The 19,751-nt window shown below is 68.9% G+C and carries 15 protein-coding genes; 9 read left to right on the top strand and 6 right to left on the bottom strand.

What is annotated here, in order from left to right; all coding sequences use genetic code 11:
- The first annotated feature begins 204 nt into the window (after nucleotides 1-204).
- From E5P2_RS01140 to E5P2_RS01100, 9 genes are read left to right on the top strand one after another with little or no spacing between them, the layout of a single operon-like run.
- Nucleotides 205-2,271, top strand: coding sequence for a hydantoinase/oxoprolinase family protein (locus E5P2_RS01140; RefSeq protein WP_162565347.1), 2,067 nt, complete (start codon nucleotides 205-207; stop codon nucleotides 2,269-2,271).
- Nucleotides 2,272-2,298: 27 nt separating this feature from the next.
- Nucleotides 2,299-3,735, top strand: coding sequence for an aldehyde dehydrogenase family protein (locus E5P2_RS01135; protein ID WP_162565346.1), 1,437 nt, complete (start codon nucleotides 2,299-2,301; stop codon nucleotides 3,733-3,735).
- A gap of 28 nt (nucleotides 3,736-3,763) precedes the next feature.
- Complete coding sequence (locus tag E5P2_RS01130; protein WP_162565345.1) at nucleotides 3,764-4,474, top strand: FCD domain-containing protein; 711 nt, start codon at nucleotides 3,764-3,766, stop codon at nucleotides 4,472-4,474.
- Nucleotides 4,475-4,516: 42 nt separating this feature from the next.
- Nucleotides 4,517-5,812, top strand: a complete 1,296-nt coding sequence (locus tag E5P2_RS01125) for an aspartate aminotransferase family protein (RefSeq protein WP_162565344.1) — start codon at nucleotides 4,517-4,519, stop codon at nucleotides 5,810-5,812.
- Complete coding sequence (locus tag E5P2_RS01120) at nucleotides 5,809-7,017, top strand: mandelate racemase/muconate lactonizing enzyme family protein (protein WP_162565343.1); 1,209 nt, start codon at nucleotides 5,809-5,811, stop codon at nucleotides 7,015-7,017. The genes E5P2_RS01125 and E5P2_RS01120 overlap by 4 nt, the downstream gene beginning before the upstream one ends.
- Nucleotides 7,018-7,033: 16 nt before the next feature.
- Complete coding sequence (locus E5P2_RS01115) at nucleotides 7,034-9,046, top strand: hydantoinase B/oxoprolinase family protein (RefSeq protein WP_162565342.1); 2,013 nt, start codon at nucleotides 7,034-7,036, stop codon at nucleotides 9,044-9,046.
- Nucleotides 9,047-9,051: 5 nt separating this feature from the next.
- On the top strand, nucleotides 9,052-10,485 hold the full coding sequence (locus E5P2_RS01110; RefSeq protein ID WP_162565341.1) for an MmgE/PrpD family protein: 1,434 nt from the start codon (nucleotides 9,052-9,054) through the stop codon (nucleotides 10,483-10,485).
- Nucleotides 10,454-10,744 (top strand): UxaA family hydrolase, encoded by a 291-nt coding sequence (locus E5P2_RS01105; protein WP_232080543.1) that lies wholly within the window; start codon nucleotides 10,454-10,456, stop codon nucleotides 10,742-10,744. The genes E5P2_RS01110 and E5P2_RS01105 overlap by 32 nt, the downstream gene beginning before the upstream one ends.
- Nucleotides 10,741-11,895 carry a UxaA family hydrolase gene (locus tag E5P2_RS01100; RefSeq protein WP_162565339.1) on the top strand — a complete coding sequence of 385 codons (1,155 nt, stop codon included), beginning with the start codon at nucleotides 10,741-10,743 and terminating at the stop codon, nucleotides 11,893-11,895. Before E5P2_RS01105 ends, E5P2_RS01100 begins: the two co-directional genes overlap by 4 nt.
- A gap of 28 nt (nucleotides 11,896-11,923) precedes the next feature.
- Here the strand turns inward: E5P2_RS01100 and E5P2_RS01095 are convergent, their stop codons facing one another.
- The 6 genes from E5P2_RS01095 to E5P2_RS01070 all read right to left on the bottom strand — a co-directional run bounded on the left by E5P2_RS01095 (nucleotide 11,924) and on the right by E5P2_RS01070 (nucleotide 19,742).
- Nucleotides 11,924-13,108, bottom strand: coding sequence for a fumarylacetoacetate hydrolase family protein (locus E5P2_RS01095; protein ID WP_162565338.1), 1,185 nt, complete (start codon nucleotides 13,106-13,108; stop codon nucleotides 11,924-11,926).
- Between the two features lie 62 nt (nucleotides 13,109-13,170).
- Nucleotides 13,171-16,896 (bottom strand): molybdopterin cofactor-binding domain-containing protein, encoded by a 3,726-nt coding sequence (locus tag E5P2_RS01090; RefSeq protein WP_162565337.1) that lies wholly within the window; start codon nucleotides 16,894-16,896, stop codon nucleotides 13,171-13,173.
- Complete coding sequence (locus E5P2_RS01085) at nucleotides 16,893-17,375, bottom strand: (2Fe-2S)-binding protein (protein ID WP_162565336.1); 483 nt, start codon at nucleotides 17,373-17,375, stop codon at nucleotides 16,893-16,895. The genes E5P2_RS01090 and E5P2_RS01085 overlap by 4 nt, the downstream gene beginning before the upstream one ends.
- 13 nt (nucleotides 17,376-17,388) lie before the next feature.
- The gene (locus E5P2_RS01080) at nucleotides 17,389-18,120 is read right to left on the bottom strand and encodes a nicotinamidase (RefSeq protein WP_162565335.1); all 732 of its coding nucleotides are present in this window, start codon (nucleotides 18,118-18,120) and stop codon (nucleotides 17,389-17,391) included.
- A gap of 33 nt (nucleotides 18,121-18,153) precedes the next feature.
- A complete protein-coding gene (locus tag E5P2_RS01075; RefSeq protein ID WP_162565334.1) occupies nucleotides 18,154-18,885 on the bottom strand; it encodes an ABC transporter ATP-binding protein in 732 nt (243 codons plus the stop codon).
- Nucleotides 18,882-19,742, bottom strand: coding sequence for an ABC transporter ATP-binding protein (locus E5P2_RS01070; protein ID WP_232080542.1), 861 nt, complete (start codon nucleotides 19,740-19,742; stop codon nucleotides 18,882-18,884). Before E5P2_RS01070 ends, E5P2_RS01075 begins: the two co-directional genes overlap by 4 nt.
- Nucleotides 19,743-19,751 lie beyond the last annotated feature (9 nt).

Below are 19,751 nucleotides of genomic sequence, written 5' to 3'. Positions count from 1 at the left end.
CTCCTTAGACCCGAAAGAGGCCCTGCAGCCTTTTTCGCTAACGACCAAGCATCATGGAATATCGTCTTCTATGTCGGCAACTTGGTCAACGACTGTTTCGATCGAATTTCATAGGGAAATCACCAACATCTCCGCGCAACCCTTAACGCAGAAATTCGATAATATTGTCGACGATCAGAGATTATTTATGAGCAAGGACGCTTCATGTACCTGATGGTGGGCATCGATGTCGGGGGCACCTTCACCGACATCGTGTGTTTCGATCGGCGCAGCCGCCGCTTTCGTGTGGCCAAGGTGCCGTCGTTTCCCGGCGAACAATGGAAAGGCATCGTGTCCGCACTGGACAGCCTGCAGGTGCATGGCGCCGACGTGATGCGCGTCGCGCACGGAACCACCATCTCGACCAACGCGCTGCTGGAGCTCAAGGGCGCACGCACGGCGCTGGTGACCACGGCCGGTTTTCGCGACGTGCTCGAGGTCGGCCGCACGCGCCGCCTGCTAGGCGGACTGTTCGACATGTTCTTCCGGCGCACGCCGCCGCTCGTGCCGCGCGACCGGCGCTTCGAGATCGACGAGCGCATCACCGGCAGCGGCGAGGTCCTGCGTCCGGTGGACCCGGCGCAGGTGTCGTCACTCGCCGAGCGCATCCTTGAGAAGGACGTGCAGGCGGTCGCCGTCTGCCTGATCAACGCGCATCGCAATCCGGCCAACGAGCGGGCCTTGTGCGAGATGCTGTCGCGCCATCTGCCGGGCGTGCCGGTCGTCATGTCCACCGAGATCGTTCGGGAACGCGGCGAGTACGAGCGCACCTCCACCTGCGTGCTGAACGCCTACCTGATGCCGACGATGCAGCGCTATCTCGGCGCACTCGAGGACGCGCTGGTGGCGCGCGGCGTGCACGTGCCTCTGAGCATCATGAGCTCCAACGGCGGCGCCATGAGCTTCGACCAGGCCGCCAGGTTCGTGGTCGGCACCTTCCTGTCCGGTCCCGTGGGCGGCGTCATCGCCTCGATGGCGCTGGGCCGTCAGATGGGAGTGGAGGACTTCATCACTTTCGACATGGGCGGGACCAGCACCGACGTGGCGCTGGTGCATCGCGGGCAACCGCGGCTGTCGTTCGACAACCAGGTCTATGCCTATCCGCTGCGCGCGCCGCAGCTCGACATCCACACCATCGGCGCCGGCGGCGGCAGCATCGTGCGCGCACGCGAGGACGGCACACTGGACGTCGGCCCCGAAAGCGCGGGCGCCTTTCCCGGCCCGGCCTGCTACGGGCGAGGCGGCACGCTCCCCACCATCTCGGATGCCAACCTGGTGCTCGGCCGTCTGCCGGCCGACCATGCGATCGCCAGCGAGCTGCGCCTGTCGGTGCCGGCGGCGCAGAGTGCGTTCGAAGGATTGCGCGACAAGCTCGGGGGCGCGGCCGTGCTGCCCGACACGGTGAAGCTGGCCTCGGTCGCCGTGGAGATCGCGATCTCGAAAATGGCCGCCGCCGTGCGCGAGATCTCGGTGCATCGCGGCTTCGATCCGCGCGAATTCGCGTTGATCCCCTACGGCGGCGCCGGGCCGCTGCATGCCTTTCTCGTGGCGACGGAGCTCGGCATGCGCCGGGTGATCGTGCCGCCTTTTCCCGGCCATATCTCGGCGCTCGGCCAGATGTGCGCCGACTACCGCCGCGACTTCAGCGTCCCATGGATCGGCACCCTCGAAGCCACGGCCGTGGCGCAGATGCGCGAGCTGTCCGTCGAACTGCTGGCGCAGGGCCACGCCTATCTGGAAGCGGAAAGCGTGGCCGCGGCGCAGCGCTCGTTCAGCCACTCGGTGGACATCCGCTACGCCGGCCAGTCGTTCACGCTGTCCATTCCGTGGCACGAAGCCGAGGATCAGGCATCGGACCTGGCGGCGCGCTTCCACCAGCGCCACCGCGAAACCTTCGGCTATGCCAGCGACGAAAGCGCGCTGGAAGTGACCACGCTGCGGCTGGCCGCGACCGGCGACATCGAGAAGCCCTCGCTCGTGTTCGAAGAGACCTATGCACATTTCGCGCAGGGCGCGCGCATGCCCGGCTCGATCTCGCGCGAGGTCTTCGACGGCACCGAATGGCGCAGCGCCGGCGTGATCGATCGCGCGGCCTGCCGCACCGGCGACCAGTTCGACGGACCCGCCGTCATCGAGGACTTCGGCGCCACCACCTATCTGCCGCCCGGATGGCGCGCCACCGTGCACGAATCCAAGGCGCTGGTCTGCGAATGGCAAGACAGCGCCGAATAGGCACGTTTCCACCTGGGATGCTTCCACATGACTTCTGACTCCTCCAAAGCTCTTGCGCGCAATTTCATCGACGGCCGCTGGTCGGATGCGGGCACGCCCTTCGACGTCGTCGCACCCTACAACGGCCAGGTCGTCAGCCGCGCGCTCGAAGCGTCGAGCGCCATGGTCGACGAGGCCGTCGAGGCCGCCGCGCGCGCCAAGGCAGCCATGGCGGCGATGCCGGGCTACGAACGCGCCGCGGTCCTGCGCCGCGTGCAGACCGCGATCCTCGAACGGCTGGAGGAGATCGCGGTGGCCATCACGCGCGAAACCGGCAAGGTGCTGCGCGACACCCGCGAGGAAGTCCGCCGCGCCAGCGAAACGATCGGCCTGTGCGCCGAGGAAGCCATCCGCATCCAGGGCGATCACCTGCCGCTGGATGGCAGCGCAGCGGGCGCCGGCAAGCTTGCGATGATGCTGCGCTTTCCGGTCGGCGTGGTGGGCGCGATCGTGCCCTTCAACGCGCCGTTCAACCTCACGTGCCACAAGCTGGGTCCGGCCTTCGCTGCGGGCAATGCGGTGGTGCTGAAGTCGGCGCCCGAGGCCCCGAGCTGCGCGCGGCTCGCCATCGAGCTGTTCGCCGATGCGGGTGCGCCATCGGGCGCGGTGAACCTGCTGCATGGACGCACGCCCGTGGGCGAGGCGCTGGTGCGCAACCCCAAGGTGAACTTCATCACCTTCACCGGCAGTTCGCGCGGCGGCGCGGCCGTGCGGCAGGCCGCCGGCATGCGCCGCGTGCTGCTCGAACTCGGCGGCCTCGGGCCCAACATCGTGCATGCCGACGCCGACCTCGAGCGCGCCGCCAGGATGACGGCGCTGCACGGCACCCGGCTGGCGGGACAGAGCTGCATCTCGGTGCAGAACCTGTTCGTCCATCGCAGCGTGCTGGGCCGCTTCCTCGACCTGCACGTGCCGGTGGTGCGCGAGATGGTGCTGGGCGATCCGCTGGATGCGAAGACGGATGTCGGCCCCGTCATCAACGAAGCCGCCGCCGAGCGGATCGAGGCATGGCTGCGCGAAGCCGAGGCCGCCGGCGCGAAGATCCTGTGCGGCGGCAAGCGCCGCGGCGCCTTCGTCGAACCCACCGTGATCACCGACGTGACGGACAGCATGAAGGTGGTCTGCCAGGAGATCTTCGGCCCGGTCATCGTGGTGCGCGCGTATGACGATTTCGACGAGCCGATCCGCTGGATCAACAGCACCGAGTTCGGCCTGAACTGCGGCGTCTTCACGGCCTCCATCGCCACCGCCTTCGAGGCGATCCGGAGAATCGAATGCGGCGGCGTCATCATCAATGGCACCTCCACCTTCCGTCCGGACCAGGTTCCCTATGGCGGCATCAAGAACAGTGGGCTGGGCCGCGAAGGCCCGCACCACGCGATCCTGGAAATGACGGAGCAGAAGCTGGTCGTCTTTTCGAACTGAGGATGCCGCCGAAAAAAGCACACACACCATGTCAGACAAAGAAAGCATCGAAAGCCTCGAAGAGCATTCCCTCACCGACCTCATCCAGCGCGAGATCGAAGGCATGCTGGTGAGAGGCGAGCTCGTGGCCGGCTCGCGCATCAACGAAAAGCGGCTGGCCGAGAACCTCAAGGTCAGCCGCGCGCCGGTGCGCGAGGTCACGCGCGCGCTCGAGCAGATCGGGCTGGTCGAGATCATCCGCAACCGGGGCGTCTTCGTTCGCAACGTCAACCTCAAGGACGTGGTGGCGATCTTCGACATCCGCATGGCCCTGGCGCGGCTGGCCGCGACCGAGGCCGCGCGCCGCATGACGGCAGTCTCCGCGAAGGCACTCGGCGGCCTGCTCGAGCGCATGGACGCCGCGAGCAGCGCGGAAGAATACCTGCCGCTCAACCTGGAATTCCATCGCCAGATCTTCCTGCTCAGCGACAACCCGCGCCTGGCCCAGCTCGAGATCTCGCTCAGCAAGGAATTGCGCCTCTATCGCCTGCGCGGCCTGCGTTCGGGCAACAGCATGAACACCTCCAAGGAAGAGCATCGCGAAATCCTCGCCGCGCTGATCGACCACAACCCCGAACTCGCCGGGCGCCTGTTCGAGCAGCACATCCTCGCCGGCCGCGACCGCTTTCTTTCCACCGTCGACCGGCAGGAGCCGCCGCCGCCGAAGCGCCGCGGACGGCCCCGCAAGAACCCCGCCTGATCTTCGCGAAACCGCATCGCACCCATGACCCAAGGAGATTCCATGAAGAGCGCAACATCGCTGAACGACTACCTCGTCGTCAACCAGAACATCGAGCCGGTGCTGACCAGGGGCGTCGGCGCGGAAATCTTCGACGAGGAAGGCCGCTCGTACATCGACCTCGAAGGTGGCCCGGGCGTGGCCTCGGTGGGCCACTGCCACCCGAAGGTGGTCGAGGCCATCAAGAAGCAGGCCGATCTGCTGCTGCAGGTGCCCGGGCGCTACCACAGCCGCATGACCCTCACGCTGGCCGAGAGGCTGGCCGGGCTCACGGACAACCGCCTGAAGCGCACCTTCTTCGCCAACAGCGGCGCCGAATCCAACGAGGGGGCGATCAAGGCCAGCCTCAAGCATGCCGTCAACACGCGCAAGCAGGGCTACGGCATCATCGCCTTCGACCACGGCTTTCACGGCCGGCTGTCGCTCAGCTCCGCGCTCACCGGCCTGTCCAAGCAGAAGCGCGGCATGGCCACCTTCGGCATCTTCCCCGGGGTCGTGCACGTGCATGCGCCCTACTGCTATCGCTGCCCGTTCGGACTCCAGAACGACAGCTGCGCAATGAAATGCGCGGACGCCATCGAGGACGCCATCAAGACCCGCATGCCGGGCGATGCGGCGGTGATGATCGCCGAGCCGATCCTGGGCGTGGGCGGCGTCATCACGCCGCCCGAAGGCTATTGGAAAAAGGTGCAGGAGATCCTGGCGAGGTACAAGGTCACGCTGATCCACGACGAGGTGTTCGTCGGCTTCGGCCGCACCGGCAAGTGGTTCGCGCACGAGTGGTATGGCGCCAAGCCCGACATCGTGACCTTCGCCAAGACGATCGGCGGCGGCGTGCCGCTGGGCGGCTTCATCGCGACCGAGGAACTCGGCACCGCCTTCGACCCGCCGGACCACTTCACCACCTATGGCGCGAAGAACCAGCTCGGCATGGCGGCCGCGCACGCGGTGCTCGATGTGCTCCAGTCCGAGAACCTGATCGAGCGTGCGCAGAAGGCGGGCGAGCGCTTCATGAAGAACCTGCAGGACATCCAGCGCCGCAGGCCGATGCTCGGCGACGTGCGCGGCAAGGGGCTGATGATCGGCCTGGAGATCGTGGAGCGCGGCGGCAAGGAGCCTGCCGCCGCCGCGGCGAAGAAGATCGAGCACGCCATGGTCGCGCGCGGCGGGCTGATCTCCACCACCGGCGTCAATGCCAACGTGCTGCGGATCACGCCGCCGCTGGTCATCTCCGATGCGCAGATCGACCGCGCCTGCGAGGCGCTCGATGCCAGCATCGCGGAAGCCGGCGAATCATGAGCTCGACAGCGACGGCCGTCGCGACGGCGATCGCAGAAACGCCATGTCCGCCGGGGACGGCCATCGAGCGCATCGAGACCTTCGTCATCAATCCGGACTGGCGCAAGAACCTCGTGTTCGTGCGCGTGGAGACCGCCGACGGCGTGGTCGGATGGGGCGAGGCCTACACGCAATACGACCGCGATCGGGCGATCGTCGAGCAGATCGCCGAGCTGAGCCGCTGCCTGAAGGGCCGCAGCGTCTTCGGCATCAAGAACTTCTGCCAGATCGCCTTCGACGACTTTGCGCAGCGGCGCGGCTCGCTCGAGTTCTTCGCCGCGCTGAGCGCGCTGGAACAGGCGATGTGGGACGCGGCGGGCCACACGCTCGGGCAACCGGTCTACAACCTGCTGGGCGGTCCCATGCGCGAGCGTTTCCGCGTCTATGCCAACGGATGGGGTTACGGACTCGAGACGCCACGCGAGCACGCCGAGGCTGCCGCCAGGATGGTGGCGCAGGGCTTCGACGCCATCAAGATGGATCCCCTGCCCAAGCCCTGGCGCACCTTCGCCACCCGGGAGCAGATGGACGTCGCCGTCAAGATCCTGGCCGAGGTGCGCAGCGCGGTCGGCGACGGCGTGGAGATCCTGATCGACAACCATCGGCGGCTCGCGCCGATGCATGCGATCGCGCTCGCGCAGCGCTACGAGGAATACGGCATCTACTGGTTCGAGGAGCCCTGCCAGGCGCACAACCTCCAGGCCATGGCCCAGATCCGCCGGCGCCTGCGCACGCCGATCGTGACCGGCGAGGAGCTTTACACCAAGTCGGCCTTCCGACCCGTGTTCGAGGCCGAGGCGGCGGACATCATCAACCCGGACGTGTCCAACGTCGGCGGCATCCTCGAGCTCAAGGAAATCGCCGCGATGGCCGAGCCTTTCATGGTGGCCGTCTCGCCGCACAACTACAACTCGACCTCGGTGGCGCTGGCCGCGACGGTCCAGGCCGCGGCGACGATGCCGAACTTCCTCATCACCGAGTATTTCGTTCCGCTGGAATCGATCTCGCACCAGGTCGCCCCGGATGCGCTGGTGCCGGTCCAGGGCCATATCGAATTGCCCCGCAAGCCGGGACTGGGCATCACGGTGGACGAGGCCTTCATCCGCGCGCAGACCTACCGCCCGCCCGCAGCGCGCAGCTTCCGCGCGTTCCATTCCGTGTTGTAGACAAGGAGATCCGACGATGTCCAGGTTCGGCGAGCTCGAACTCATCCGCGAGTCCATGGTGTCCGTGGTCAACGAGATGCGTGCCAACGTGATTCACGCATCCTTTTCGTCGATCATCTACGAGGGCCACGACTTCTCGTGCGCGCTGCTGACGGCGGACGGCAAGCTGCTGGCGCAATCGCTCGACGACAACCCCATCCACATCTTCGCGGTGCCGCATTCGGCCGGCGAGATCATCCGCAGCTACGGCAGCGACATGCATCCCGGCGACGCCTTCCTGCACAACGACCCGTACACCGGCGGCACCCATCTCAACGACATCCTGCTGATCCAGCCCATCTTCGTGGACACGACGCTGGTCGCGTTCTCCGCGGTGCGCAGCCACTGGGGCGACGTGGGCGGCATGACGGCGGGCAGCATCACCGGCCGCTCGACCGAGATCTACCAGGAAGGCGTGCGCATACCGCCCACGCGGATCGCCACCGGCCACAGGATCCACCGCGAGATCATGGAGCTGCTGTTCGCCAACATGCGCGCACCGGCGGAGCGGCGCGGCGACTTCGAGACCATGATGGGCGCGGCCACCAAGGCGGGCGAGCACGTGCGCCGGCTGTGCACGCGCTTCGGCACGGCGACGATGCTGAACGCGATCGCCACCCTGATCGCCAATGCCGAGCTGGTGATGCGCGAACGCATCCGCGCCTGCCCCAACGGCGTCTATTGCGCCGAAGGCTATGTGGAGAGCAACGGCCACACGGCCGAACCGCTGGTCGCGCGGCTTCGCATGACGGTGCACGACGACACCATCGACGTCGACTTCTTCGACGCCTCGCCCCAGACCGCGGGACCGACGAACGTGGGGCCGGCGATGGCGATCAACTCGGCCGGGACGATCCTGAAGGCCTTCCTCGACCCGGACACGCCCATCAACCACGGCTCCTTCCAGCCGATCCGCGTGCACGCGCCCGAGGGCAGCTTCATCAACGCCCGCGCACCGGTGGCCTGTGCCGGCTCGGTCGAGGTCAAGACATTGCTGGACTCGCTCATCGCGGGCGCGCTGGGGCAGGCGGTGCCGGCCAAGATGGTGGGCGACCTCAAGGGCAGCGGCAATCACACCTCCATCGCCGGCGGCGGCGGCGGCCGCCAGGGCGCGCGTCCCTTCTACCTGTTCTACGAATACCCGGCCGGCGGCACCGCAGCGACCGGGCGCGGCGACGGCAGCCACGTGACGCGCACCTACACCGAGGGCGACTTCAATTCGATCGGCTCGGCGGAAGTCATCGAAAGCGAGATGCCGCTGCAGGTCGAGCAGATCGCGATCCGCGCCGACAGCCACGGCCACGGCCGCTTCCGAGGCGGCTGCGGCATGCGGCGCGAAGTCCGGGTGCTGGACGCGAAGGCCGTGCTTTCGGTTCTGTCCGACCGCAACACGATTCCGCCCTACGGCGTGGCGGGAGCCAGCGCCGGCCAGGGCAACCGCTACACGGTGCTGCGCGAAGGCAAGGCGATCGAGACCTCGCCCATTCCCGGCAAGATCGCGGCCTTCGAGTTGCACCAGGACGACATCCTGCGCATCGAGACCGCCGGCGGCGGCGGCTGGGGCGACCCGGCGCTGCGCGAACCGGCCCGCGTGGCGGCCGACGTCGCCATCGGCGTGACCAGCGCCGCGATGGCACGCGCGCGCTACGGCGTGGCGCTGACCGACGTCGGCGAGGTGGACGAACGCGCCACCGACAGGCTTCGCCGCGCGATGATGGATGCGCGCGTCCGGCTCCAGGTGCAATCCACCGAGAGCGACCAGTACGACGGCGCGCGTCGCATCTTCAGCCTTTCGACGGCGTCGGCCCAACGGCTGGACGCGACAGACGGCGTGCTGTGCGAGATCGCCAACCCCGACGGTCCGAGCCTGCGCGGCTGGGTGCGGGTCGATGCGCAGCGCTCGAACGACGCGCTGCCGCTCGGCCCCTTCGCCTGCGCGATCCTGCGCTGCGAGCAAGGCAGCCGCTTCGAACTGCGGCGCATCGATTGACGCCCATGGAAACGATCGCCAGCAAGCTGGTGAATCAGCTGCACGGCTTGCCCGCGTCGGACATTCCGCCGCGCGTGCATGCGCGCGCGGCCCTGTGCATGGAAGACACGCTCGGCGTCGCGCTGGCGGCGCTGGCCAGCGGCGCCGGCACCGCGGGTGTCGCGCTGGCGCGGCAGGCCGGCCCGGGCCGGGTGAGCGTCTGGGGCGCGGGCCTCGGCGCGCCGCTGTCCGACGCGGTCCTCGCCAACGGCATGCTGGCGCACGCGCTCGATTTCGACGACCTGCATGCGGCGGCGGTGATGCATTCCAGCGCCGCGATCGTTCCGACCGCGCTCGGGCTCGCGCAGCATCTCGGTGCGAGTCCGCGCGAGATGCTGGCCGCCGCCATCGTGGGCTACGAAGTCGCCGCGCGTCTCGGACGGCTGGCACCCGGGCGCTTCCAACTGCATGGCTTCCAGTCCACGTCGGTGCTCGGCACCTTCGCGACGACCAGCGTCGCCGCGCGCCTGCTCGGGCTCGATGCAGCGCAGGCGCTTCATGCCTTCGGCATCGCGGGCAGCATGGCGGCGGGCTCGATGGAATTCCTGGCGGACGGCAGTTCGGTCAAGCAGATGCATCCCGGCTGGGCTGCATCGGCCGGCATCAAGGCGGCGCAGCTGGCGAAGGCCGGATTCACCGGGCCGGCGACAGTGTTCGAGGGCCGCTTCGGCATCTTCCGTTCCTATGCGCGCGCCGAGGTCGATGCGTCGCGAATCGACGCGCGCATCGGCGAGCCCTGGGAAGTCGAGCTCATGGGCCCCAAGCCCTATCCCGCCTGTCTGTGCGTCCATCCGCAGGTGCAGGCGATGCTTCAGCTGCGCGAGGCCGGCTCGATCGCAGCCGAGCGATGGGACGACATCGAGGAGATCGCCTGCGAGGTGCCGGACCTGTACGTGCCGCTCGTGTACGAACCGCGCGAGCGCAAGCTGAACGTGCAGACCGCGTACGAGGCGCGCTTCTCGGCGCCGTACTGCATGGCGCGGGCCTTGCTCGATGGTCATCTGGACAACGGCAGCTTCGATGCGGCCCAGCGCGCGGATCCCATTGCGCGGGCGATCGCGAGCCGCGTGACCTGGAAGGTCGCGGCGCTGCCCGAATACCCCGCCTCGTTTCCCGCACGCGTTCGCGTGACCCTGCGCGGCGGGCGGGTGCACGAGGCCTACGTCCGGCACAACCTCGGCAGCCCGGCCAACCCGATGGACGAAGCGCAGCTCGGCGCCAAGTTTCTCGCCTGCGCCGAACCGGCCGTGGGCCGTTCCGCGGCGCGGCGGCTGCATCTGGCATTGCGCGCATTGCCGGATGCGCAGGACATGGATCGGTTCAACGCGGCACTTGCAGCCGCCCTACTCCCGGAGACCCACGATGGACATGAAAGCCAGCGTCCTGCATCCGCAGGATAACGTCGCGACCCTGTTGGCCGACGTCGAATCGGGCGAGGTCGTGCGCACGCGCGACGCCCAGGTGACGGCCGTCGAGGCAGTGCCCTTCGGCCACAAGATCGCGCTGTGCCGCATCGCGCAGGACGGCGAGATCATCAAGTACGGCGAATCGATCGGCCGAGCGATGTGCGAGATCCGCGAAGGCGCGCTGGTCCATGTCCACAACCTCGAGAGCCAGCGCGGACGCGGCGACATCCAGAGCGCGGGGGGCCGGCCATGACGCACACCTTCTGGGGTTACCGGCGCCCGGACGGCCGGGTCGGCATCCGCAACCACGTCGCCATTCTCGCGGTGATGGACAACGCCAACGGCGTGGTCCGTCATCTGGCGCAGCTCGTGCGCGGCACGCTGCCGCTGCCGGTGTGGTACGGCCGGGGGCAGTTCGGCGCTGACGACGAACTGTTCCGCGGCACGCAGGTCGGACTCGCATCCAATCCCAACATCGCCGCCGTGCTGGTGGTGAGCCTGGAGCAGGTGTCCGCGCGCAAGGTCGCGGAGGCGATCGCCGCCAGCGGCAAGCCGGTCGAGTCCATCTCGATCCAGGACGTGGGCGGCACCGTGGAGGCCATCGCCAAGGGCATGCGCATCCTCGCGTCGATGGTGCAGAACGCCACGGCCCAGCGCCCCGAACGATGTCCGCTCTCGGCGCTGACGCTCGGCGTGGAATGCGGCGGCACCGACACCACCTCGGGCCTGGCTTCGAATCCCGCGCTCGGCTGGGTGGCCGACCAGGTGGTCGATGCGGGCGGCGTGGTCTATCTGTCGGAAACCTCGGAATGGATGGGCGCCGAAACCGTGCTGGCGCGCCGCGCGCGCGACGAGAGCGTGGCGAAATCCATCTTCGCCGCGGTGAAGCGGATCGAGGACGACGCGCATGCGCGCGGCGTGGACATCCGCGGCGCCAACCCGGTGCCGGACAACATCCGCGGCGGCATCAGCAGCATCGAGGAGAAGTCCCTGGGCGCCATCATCAAGGGCGGCACCGGCACCATCCAGGACGTGCTGCCCTACGGCCAGCGCGCATCCGGCAAGGGCCTGTACCTGATGGACACGCCCGCGCCCGCGGCCGAGTCGATGACCGGCCTGGCCGCGGGCGGCGCCCAGCTGATCGTCTTCACCACCGGCCAGATGAACATCATGGGCTGCCCCATCGCGCCGACGATCAAGATCACGGGCAACCCGCGGACCGCGCAGCGGCTGGCCGACAACGTCGATGTCGATGTCTCGTCCCTCCTCGCGGGCGAAGCGCTCGAGACGGTGGGCGCGCAGCTGCTCGAATGCCTTCTGCAGACCGCCAGCGGACGCCTCACGCGGGCCGAGATCTTCGGCGACGAGGAGATCGCGATCAGCCGCATTCAACCCACGGTCTAGGGCCTGTTCACACAGGCCCTCGCGGCGATCAGAGCAACCCGCGCCCCGCGAGGTTGCGCATCAGCGCGCCGATGCCGAAGGACCAGCGCGCCGCCTGGTCCGAATGGACGACACGGTTCTCCAGCGCGCCGAGTTCGGGCGCCGAGATGGTCACGCGGTCGCCCACCACGTGCGTGAAGCCCTGGCCCGGCCCGTGCCGGTCCTGCGTCGGCGCGAACATGGTGCCGAGGAACAGCATCAGGCCATCCGGGTACGCATGGTGCGGGCCGATGGCCTGCGATACCAGGTCGAGCGGATCGCGGCTGATCTTCGCCAGCGAGCTCGCGCCTTCGAGCACGAAGCCCTCCGGCCCCGCGACGCGCAGGCCGACCGTGATGCGGCGCACGTCGCCGATGCCGAAGCGATCGTCGAAGAGGCGGATGAAGGGGCCGATCGCGCAGGATGCGTTGTTGTCCTTGGCCTTGCCGAGCAGCAGCGCGCTGCGGCCTTCGAAGTCGCGCAGGTTGACGTCGTTGCCGAGCGCCGCGCCGAGCGTGCGGCCGCGGCTGTCGACCGCGAGCACGACCTCGGGCTCGGGGTTGTTCCAGACCGACCCCGGATGAATGCCGACATCGGCACCGCTGCCGACCGCGGACAGCACCGGCGCCTTGGTGAAGATCTCGGCATCGGGGCCGATGCCGACCTCGAGGTACTGCGACCACGCGCCCTGCGCGATCAACACCTGCTTGACCTTCTGCGCCTGCGGCGAGCCCGGCACGATGCCCGCGAGGTTGTCGCCCAGCACACTGCCGAGTGCGGCACGGATCGACTCGGCCTTCGACGCATCGCCGCGCGACTGCTCCTCGATCACGCGTTCGAGCAGGCTGGCGACGAAGGTCACGCCGCTGGCCTTGATGGCCTGCAGGTCGCAGGGCGCGAGCAGCCAGGGCTGCGCGGCATCACGCTTCACCTCGTCGCTGTTGGCCAGCGCCGCGTCGAGTGCGACGACATGCGGCGCGGACTTGTCGCGCAGCGCCTGGCGCACGACAGCCGCCGGATCGTCGCGTTCGAGCAGATCGCTGCAGGTGGGCGCGATGCGCGACAGGTCGTGCAGCCCTCCTTCGTGCACCGCGACCAGCACGGGGCCGACATTGGGCTGCCAGAGGCGTCCGATCAGCGTGGCGCGTTCGGCATCGCGAGGCAGGGTCGGAGTGGGCGAAAGGGTCGAAGGCATGCGGCGTCTCCATCAGGGCGAGCCGGCGGGTCGGCCCGTGTGGTGCCGATCGTAAGGGACGCTCAGCGCGCGGCGGCGCGCAGCCGCGCGACCTCGCGCGCGAGGTCGTTCCACGGCGGCGCCTGCGGCGCGAAGCGCGCGCGCATGTAGCCGGCCAGCTCGGCGATCTGCGCATCGTCGAGCGCATCGCCGAACGCCGGCATGAAGCCGATGTCGCGCGCGGCCGGTTCGCGCACGCCGTCGAGGATGGTGCGCAACAGGTTGTCGGGCCGTGCGCTGGTGAGATTGCTGTTGAGCGCGAGCGGCGTGTTGACGCCCAGCAGCGTCGGGCCATCGCCGTCGTGGTGACAGGCCGCGCAGGCGCTGTCGAACATGCGCTGCGCGTTGCCGAGCAGTTGCCCCTGGCCGGCCGCGGCGTCGGCGACGGCGCGTTGCGCGCGCGCTGCGTGGTCGTCGCCGACGCTCGATGGATTGAAGCTCGCGAGATAGCTCGCCATGGCGCGGATGTCGGCATCCGGCACCGCCGCGAGTTCACGCACCACCTCGGCCATCGGGCCGCCCGCGATGCCGTGATGGGGTGCATGGCCGCGGCGCAGGTAGCGGTAGAGCGCGTCCGCATTCCACGGCACGGCCGACGACGAGAGCGAAGTCAATGCCGGTGCCTCCCAGCCATCGACGAGCGCGCCCGACAGGAAGGCCGCGCCGCCTTGCTCCGCGCCCATCGCATTGCGCGGCGTGTGGCAGGCGCCGCAGTGGCCGAGCCCGTTGACGAGGTAGGCGCCGCGGTTCCATTCGGCGCTTTGCGTGGCCACGGGTTGGTAGGGCGAGGGATCGTGGAAGAGCGCGTTCCAGCCGGCCATCAACGGCCGCAGGCCGAAGGGGAATTTCAGTTCGGCCTTCGGCGTCTCGGCGCGCACGGCCGGCAGCGACATGAAGTAGGCGTAGAGCGCCTGCAGATCGTCGTCGCTGGTCTTCGCGAACGCGGTGTACGGGAAGGCCGGATAGAGATGATGGCCGTCGCGCGAGACGCCTTCGCGCATCGCGCGCTGGAAGGCGCTGAAGGACCAGCGGCCGAGGCCCGTATCGGCGTCGGGCGTGAGGTTGGTGGTGTGGAGGGTGCCGAAGGGCGTTTCCATCGCGCGGCCGCCGGCATTGGGCACGCCACCCGGCGCGGTGTGGCACACGGCGCAGTCGCCGAGCGCGGCGAGCACGCGGCCGCGTTCGATCGTCGCCTGGCTGTAGACCGGTGCGCTGAGCGACACCGGTGCGATCACGGGGCGCCAGCCGAGCAGGCCCGCCACGACGCCCAGCCCGCCGACCACGAGCCCCACCGCCCAAGCCGTCTTGCTCCTTCCCCCTCCGGGGGAAGGCTGGGATGGGGGCACGCGGCCGCTGCCATCGCCGTCATCGTTCACACGCTGCGTGCCCCCACCCGAGCCCTCCCCCGGAGGGGGAGGGAGTGAAGACGGGTTCAAGGCCGCGCGAACAACCTCCGGCGTGAACGGCGGCTCGCGAAAGCGCTGGCCCGTGGCATCGAAGATCGCATTCGCGATCGCCGCCGTCCCCGGCACCGACGACGACTCCCCCGCGCCCAGCGGCGGCTCGCCGGGCCGCTGCATGTGCATCACCTCGATCACCGGCACTTCGCGGAAATCGAGGATCGGGTAGCTGCCCCACTCGCGGCTCGCGACCACGCCCGAAGCCGGCACGCCAGGCAGCTGCTGTGCGCCCGGCGCGCCGCCCTGCGGCGCAAAGCGCACGCGCTCCTTGAGCGCGCGGCTCGTGCTCTGGATCACGTTGCCGTGGATCTGGTGATCGATGCCGGCCGGATTGACCACCAGCCCCGCGTCGTGCCCGACCACCACGCGCCGCACATGCACCTCGCCGGTCCTGCGATTGACCTCGACATCGGCCACCCAGGCCGACCACGCGGCGCCGAAGCCGGGCCACTTGCTGTGCACGTAACGCGCATAGGCGAAGCCCTGGCCGAACAGCACATCGCCGCCCGGCCCGAGGCCGCCGTCGGCGTTCTCCTGCGGGCCGGTGCGCATGCGCCAGCCGGCCTTCTGCGCGGTCTCGCGCACCAGCTCGGCCGCACGTGGATCGCGCAGATGGCGCAGCCGGAAGGCGACCGGATCGACGCCGGCCGCGGTCGCGAGCTCGTCGACATAGGACTCGTGCGCGAACGAGCTCGGCAGCGCCGACACGCCGCGCAACCACGAGGCGCGCACGATCGGCGCCATGTCGTTGACCTTCACGCGCAGGTTGCCGTACGCATAGGGCGGGCGCGCGGTGCGGTCGCCCATCTCGAAGGCCTGCGCCACCGGTTCGATGGTGCGCGTGAGCAGCAGCGCGAGTGTCGGCGCGCCGTTCGACGGGTACGAGGTCTCGAAGTCGTAGGCCGCGACGCCGCCCTCGGCATCGAGCCCGCCGCGGATCTGCATCAGCTGCGCGGCGCCCTTGGGCTCCCACAGATGTTCCTGCTCGCGCGTGAGCTGCACGCGTACCGGCGCGCCGGCCGCGCGCGCGAGCAGCGCGGCATCGGCCGCGACATCGTCGGCGCCGTTGCGGCCGTAGCAGCCGGCGGCCTCCATGCGCACCACGTCGACCGCGGTGTCGTCGAGGCCCATCAGCTGCGCGAGATCGGCGCGCAGCACGTGGGGATTCTGCGAACCGGCCCACACGCGCAATGCAAATCCGTCGTCGCCGCCGGGCGCCCAGTGCGCCAGCGCGCACGAGGGGCCGATCGACGCATGCATTTGGTAGGGCCACACATAGGTGCGCGGCATCGGCTGCGCTGCCGCGGCGAGCGCGCCGTCGACATCGCCTTCGTCGACCAGCAAGCGCTGGGTCGCGGGGTTGGCACGGATCGCGCCGGCGAGATCGTCGAGCGAGGGAAGGCCCGGCCATGGCTTCCACCTCACGCGCAGTTCGCGCATCGCCTGCTCGGCATGCTCTTCGCGCTCGGCGACGATGCCGACGAAGTCGCGGATCACGACCACCGCGCGAATGCCGGGGATGTGCGCGATCGATGCTTCATCGACCGACTCGAGCGTGTTGCCGATGAAGTCACCGTGGTCCGCGCCCGCATAGGGCGGACGCAGCACGCGGCCGTGCAGCATGCCGGGCACGCGCATGTCGTGCACGAAGGCGAGCTCGCCCGCGAGCTTGGCCGGGATGTCGACGCGCGGCACCGAGCGGCCGACGACGCGGTAGTCGTCCGGGTTCTTCAGTGGCGCATCGGCATCGAGATGCAGCACCGTGCGGCCGCCCGCGACCAGTTCGCCGAAGCCGGCACCGAAGGCGGCATCGTCACCGGCCTGCACGCGGCCGTCGCGCACTTTCATCAGCGAAGGCTGCACGCCGAAGCGCTCCGATGCCTGCGCCACCAGCCACGCACGCGCCTGCGCCGCGGCAAGGCGCAGCGGTTGCGAATGGATCTGGATCGATGCGCTGGCGATGGTCGCGCCCTGGTTCGGCACGCGCGCCGTGTCGCCGAGCATCATGCAGACCTGCTCGAAAGGCACATCCAGTTCCTCGGCGACGATCTGCGCGAGCGAGGTCCGGATGCCGGTGCCGAGATCGACGTGGCCATTGAGCGCGCTGACGCTGCCGTCGTCCCAGACCGCGAGCAGCACCTCGTCGCCTTCGGCCGGGTTGCCCCACACCGTGGGCGGCTGGCCCGGCGCGGGCGGCGGCGGCGGCGGCGTCTTGCGCACGACGACCAGCACGCCGTCGGCATTCATGAACTCGCTGCGCGTGCGCGGCAGGTCGGCACGCCGTGTCACGTGGTGGCGTCCTCGTTCGCGATCAGCCACGCGGCGCGCTGCACCGCGGCGACGATCTCCACGTGCGTGCCGCAACGGCACAGGTTGCCGGAGAGTTCGCTGCGGATGCGGGCCTCGCTCGGATGCGGGTCCCGCGCCAGCAGCGCGGCGGCCTGCATCACCATGCCGTTGAGGCAGTAGCCGCATTGCGCGGCCTGCGCATCCTCGAAGCCTTGCTGCACGGGATGCCACTTCTCGCGCGAGCCTAGCCCTTCGAGCGTGGTGATCTCACGGCCCGCCACGCCGTGCGCCGGAATCACGCACGCGCGCGCCGCGACACCGTCGACCCACACCGTGCACGCGCCGCACTGGCCCAGGCCGCAGCCGTACTTGGGTCCGTTCAACCCCAGGTCGTTGCGCAGCACATGCAGCAGCGACGCTTCGTGCGGCACCGCGAGTTCGACGTGGCGTCCATTGACCTTCAGTGCGAACTCGGGCATTCGGTGTGCCGGCTCAGGCGCTTTCGATGTCGGCGGACTGGATTCGCTTCACCCCTTTTGCCGCCATCTGTTTCCACGCAGCGGCCAGCGAACCATTGAGATCGATCGCGCGCGTCGCGTCTTCGATCACATAGACCTCGAAGCCGGCCTTGCGCGCATCCATCGCGGTCCAGGCCACGCAGAAGTCGGTCGCCAGGCCGGTCACGAACACCTTCTTGATGCCGCGCTGCTTGAGATAGCCGCCAAGCCCGGTCGCCGTCTTGTGATCGGCTTCCTCGAAGGCCGAGTAGCTGTCCATGTCCTTGTGGAAGCCCTTGCGGATGATGAGCTGCGCGGTGGGCAGCTTGAGGTCCTTGTCGAGCGCCGCGTCGTCGGTGCCCTGCACGCAGTGGTCGGGCCACAGCACCTGCGTGCCGTAGCTCAGCCTGGTGGTCTCGAAAGGCTTCTTGCCCGGATAGCTGCTCGCGAACGAGGCATGTCCCGGCGTGTGCCAGTCCTGCGTGACGACGATGTTGCCGAAGGACCCGGCCAGCTTGTTGATGACCGGCACCACCTCGGCGCCGCCCTTGACCGGCAGCGTGCCGCCGTCGATGAAGCAGTTCTGCACGTCGACCACGATCAGCGCGGACTTGCCGTCGGGCTTGATCTTCGTGGCCGCGAAGATCGGCATCGCGAGGCCGAGGCCGCTGACGAGGCCGAATGCGGCGGTCGCTTTCAGGAGGGTTCTGCGTGGGATGTCGTGCATGGGGTCGCTCCTCGGGTTGAAAACTCTTGCTGCCTAGACACTCAGATATGCGCGCCGCACTTCATCGTTGGCCGCGAGCTCGGCCATCGACGCGTGATAGCGGATCTGCCCTTTCTCGAGCACATACGCGCGGTCGGACACCAGCTCCGCGAAGTGCATGTTCTGCTCGGACAGCAGGATGCTCACGCCCTGCGCCTTGAGCTCGAGAATCATGTGGGCCATCTGCTCGACGATCACCGGCGCGACGCCTTCCGAAGGCTCATCGAGCAGCACCAGATAGGGATTGCCCATCAGCGTGCGCGCCACCGTCAGCATCTGCTGCTCGCCGCCGCTCATGCGGCCGCCGGGGCGGTTCGGCATCTCGCCGAGATTGGGGAAGAGCTTGAACAGGCGCTCGGGCGTCCACAGCGGCGCATCGCTGCCGTCGCTCCAGCGGCGCGCGGCCTGGCGGCCGACCTCGAGGTTCTCCATCACGCTGAGGTCGGTGAACACGCGCCGGTCTTCCGGCACGAAGCCCAGGCCGAGCCGCGCTGCATGGTGCGGCTCGCTCTTCGAGATGTCGTGGCCGAGAAAGCGCACCGCGCCGCGGCGCTTGGCGAGCATGCCGATCAGCGCCTTGAGCGTTGTCGACTTGCCGGCGCCGTTGCGGCCCATCAGCGCGACGACCTCGCCGCGCCGCACTTCGAGGTCGACGTCGTAGAGGATCTGCGCGGCGCCGTACCAGGCGCACAGGGCCTTGGCTTCGAGCAGGATGTCTTTCGTCATACGGGCTCTTTCAAGGAGCGACGCAGAACCGGCTTTGCCGGGCTGCTGGCGCTGCCCCCTGCAAGGGGGGTGGCGGAGCGCAACGAAGTGCGCGCAGCCTGGGGGTGTGCGAAAGTCTTGCCGCTGCCGAAGTACACCTCCTGCACCTTCGGATGGTCGCGGATCTCCAGCGGCTTGCCCTGCGCGATCAGGCGCCCGCGCGCGAGCACGATCATGCGGTCGGCATACGCGAACACCACGTCCATGCTGTGTTCGGTGAAGAGCACGGCCATGCCGCGGTCGATCACCAGTTGCTTGGTCAGCGCCATCAGCGAATTGCGTTCCTGGGGCGCCATGCCGGCGGTCGGCTCGTCCATCAGCAGCAGCTTCGGACTGTTGGCCATCGCGATGGCGAGCTCGACGCGCTTGACGTCGCCGTACGCGAGCACGCTGCAGGGCCGGTCGGCCTGCGCCTTCATGCCGACCTGGTCGAGCAAAGCCAGCGCTTCGCCGCGTTTGTGGTCCGAGGCGCGGCGCCAGGTCGAGAACAGCTGGTGGTCATGCGAGAGCAAGGCCATCTGCACGTTCTCCACCACCGTAAGCGAGGCGAAGGTCTCGGCGATCTGGAAGGTGCGGCCCACGCCCAGGCGCCAGATCTCGCGTGGTTTGCGGCCGACGAGCTCTTCGCCGTCGAGCCGGATCGAGCCGCGGTCGGCCTTGAGTTGGCCGTTCACCATGTTGAAGGTGGTGGACTTGCCGGCGCCGTTGGGGCCGATCAGCGCCAGCAGCTCGCCGGCTGCGAGCTCGAAGCTGATGCCGTCGACGGCCTTGACGCCGCCGAAGGATTTGCCGAGTTCGGTGACTTGGAGGAGGCTCATGAGGTCTTA

This window comes from Variovorax sp. SRS16 (assembly GCF_901827165.1).
Classification (GTDB): domain Bacteria; phylum Pseudomonadota; class Gammaproteobacteria; order Burkholderiales; family Burkholderiaceae_C; genus Variovorax.
The sequence above is the reverse complement of the archived record's forward strand: the minus strand, read 5'-3'. Positions and strand labels throughout refer to the sequence as shown.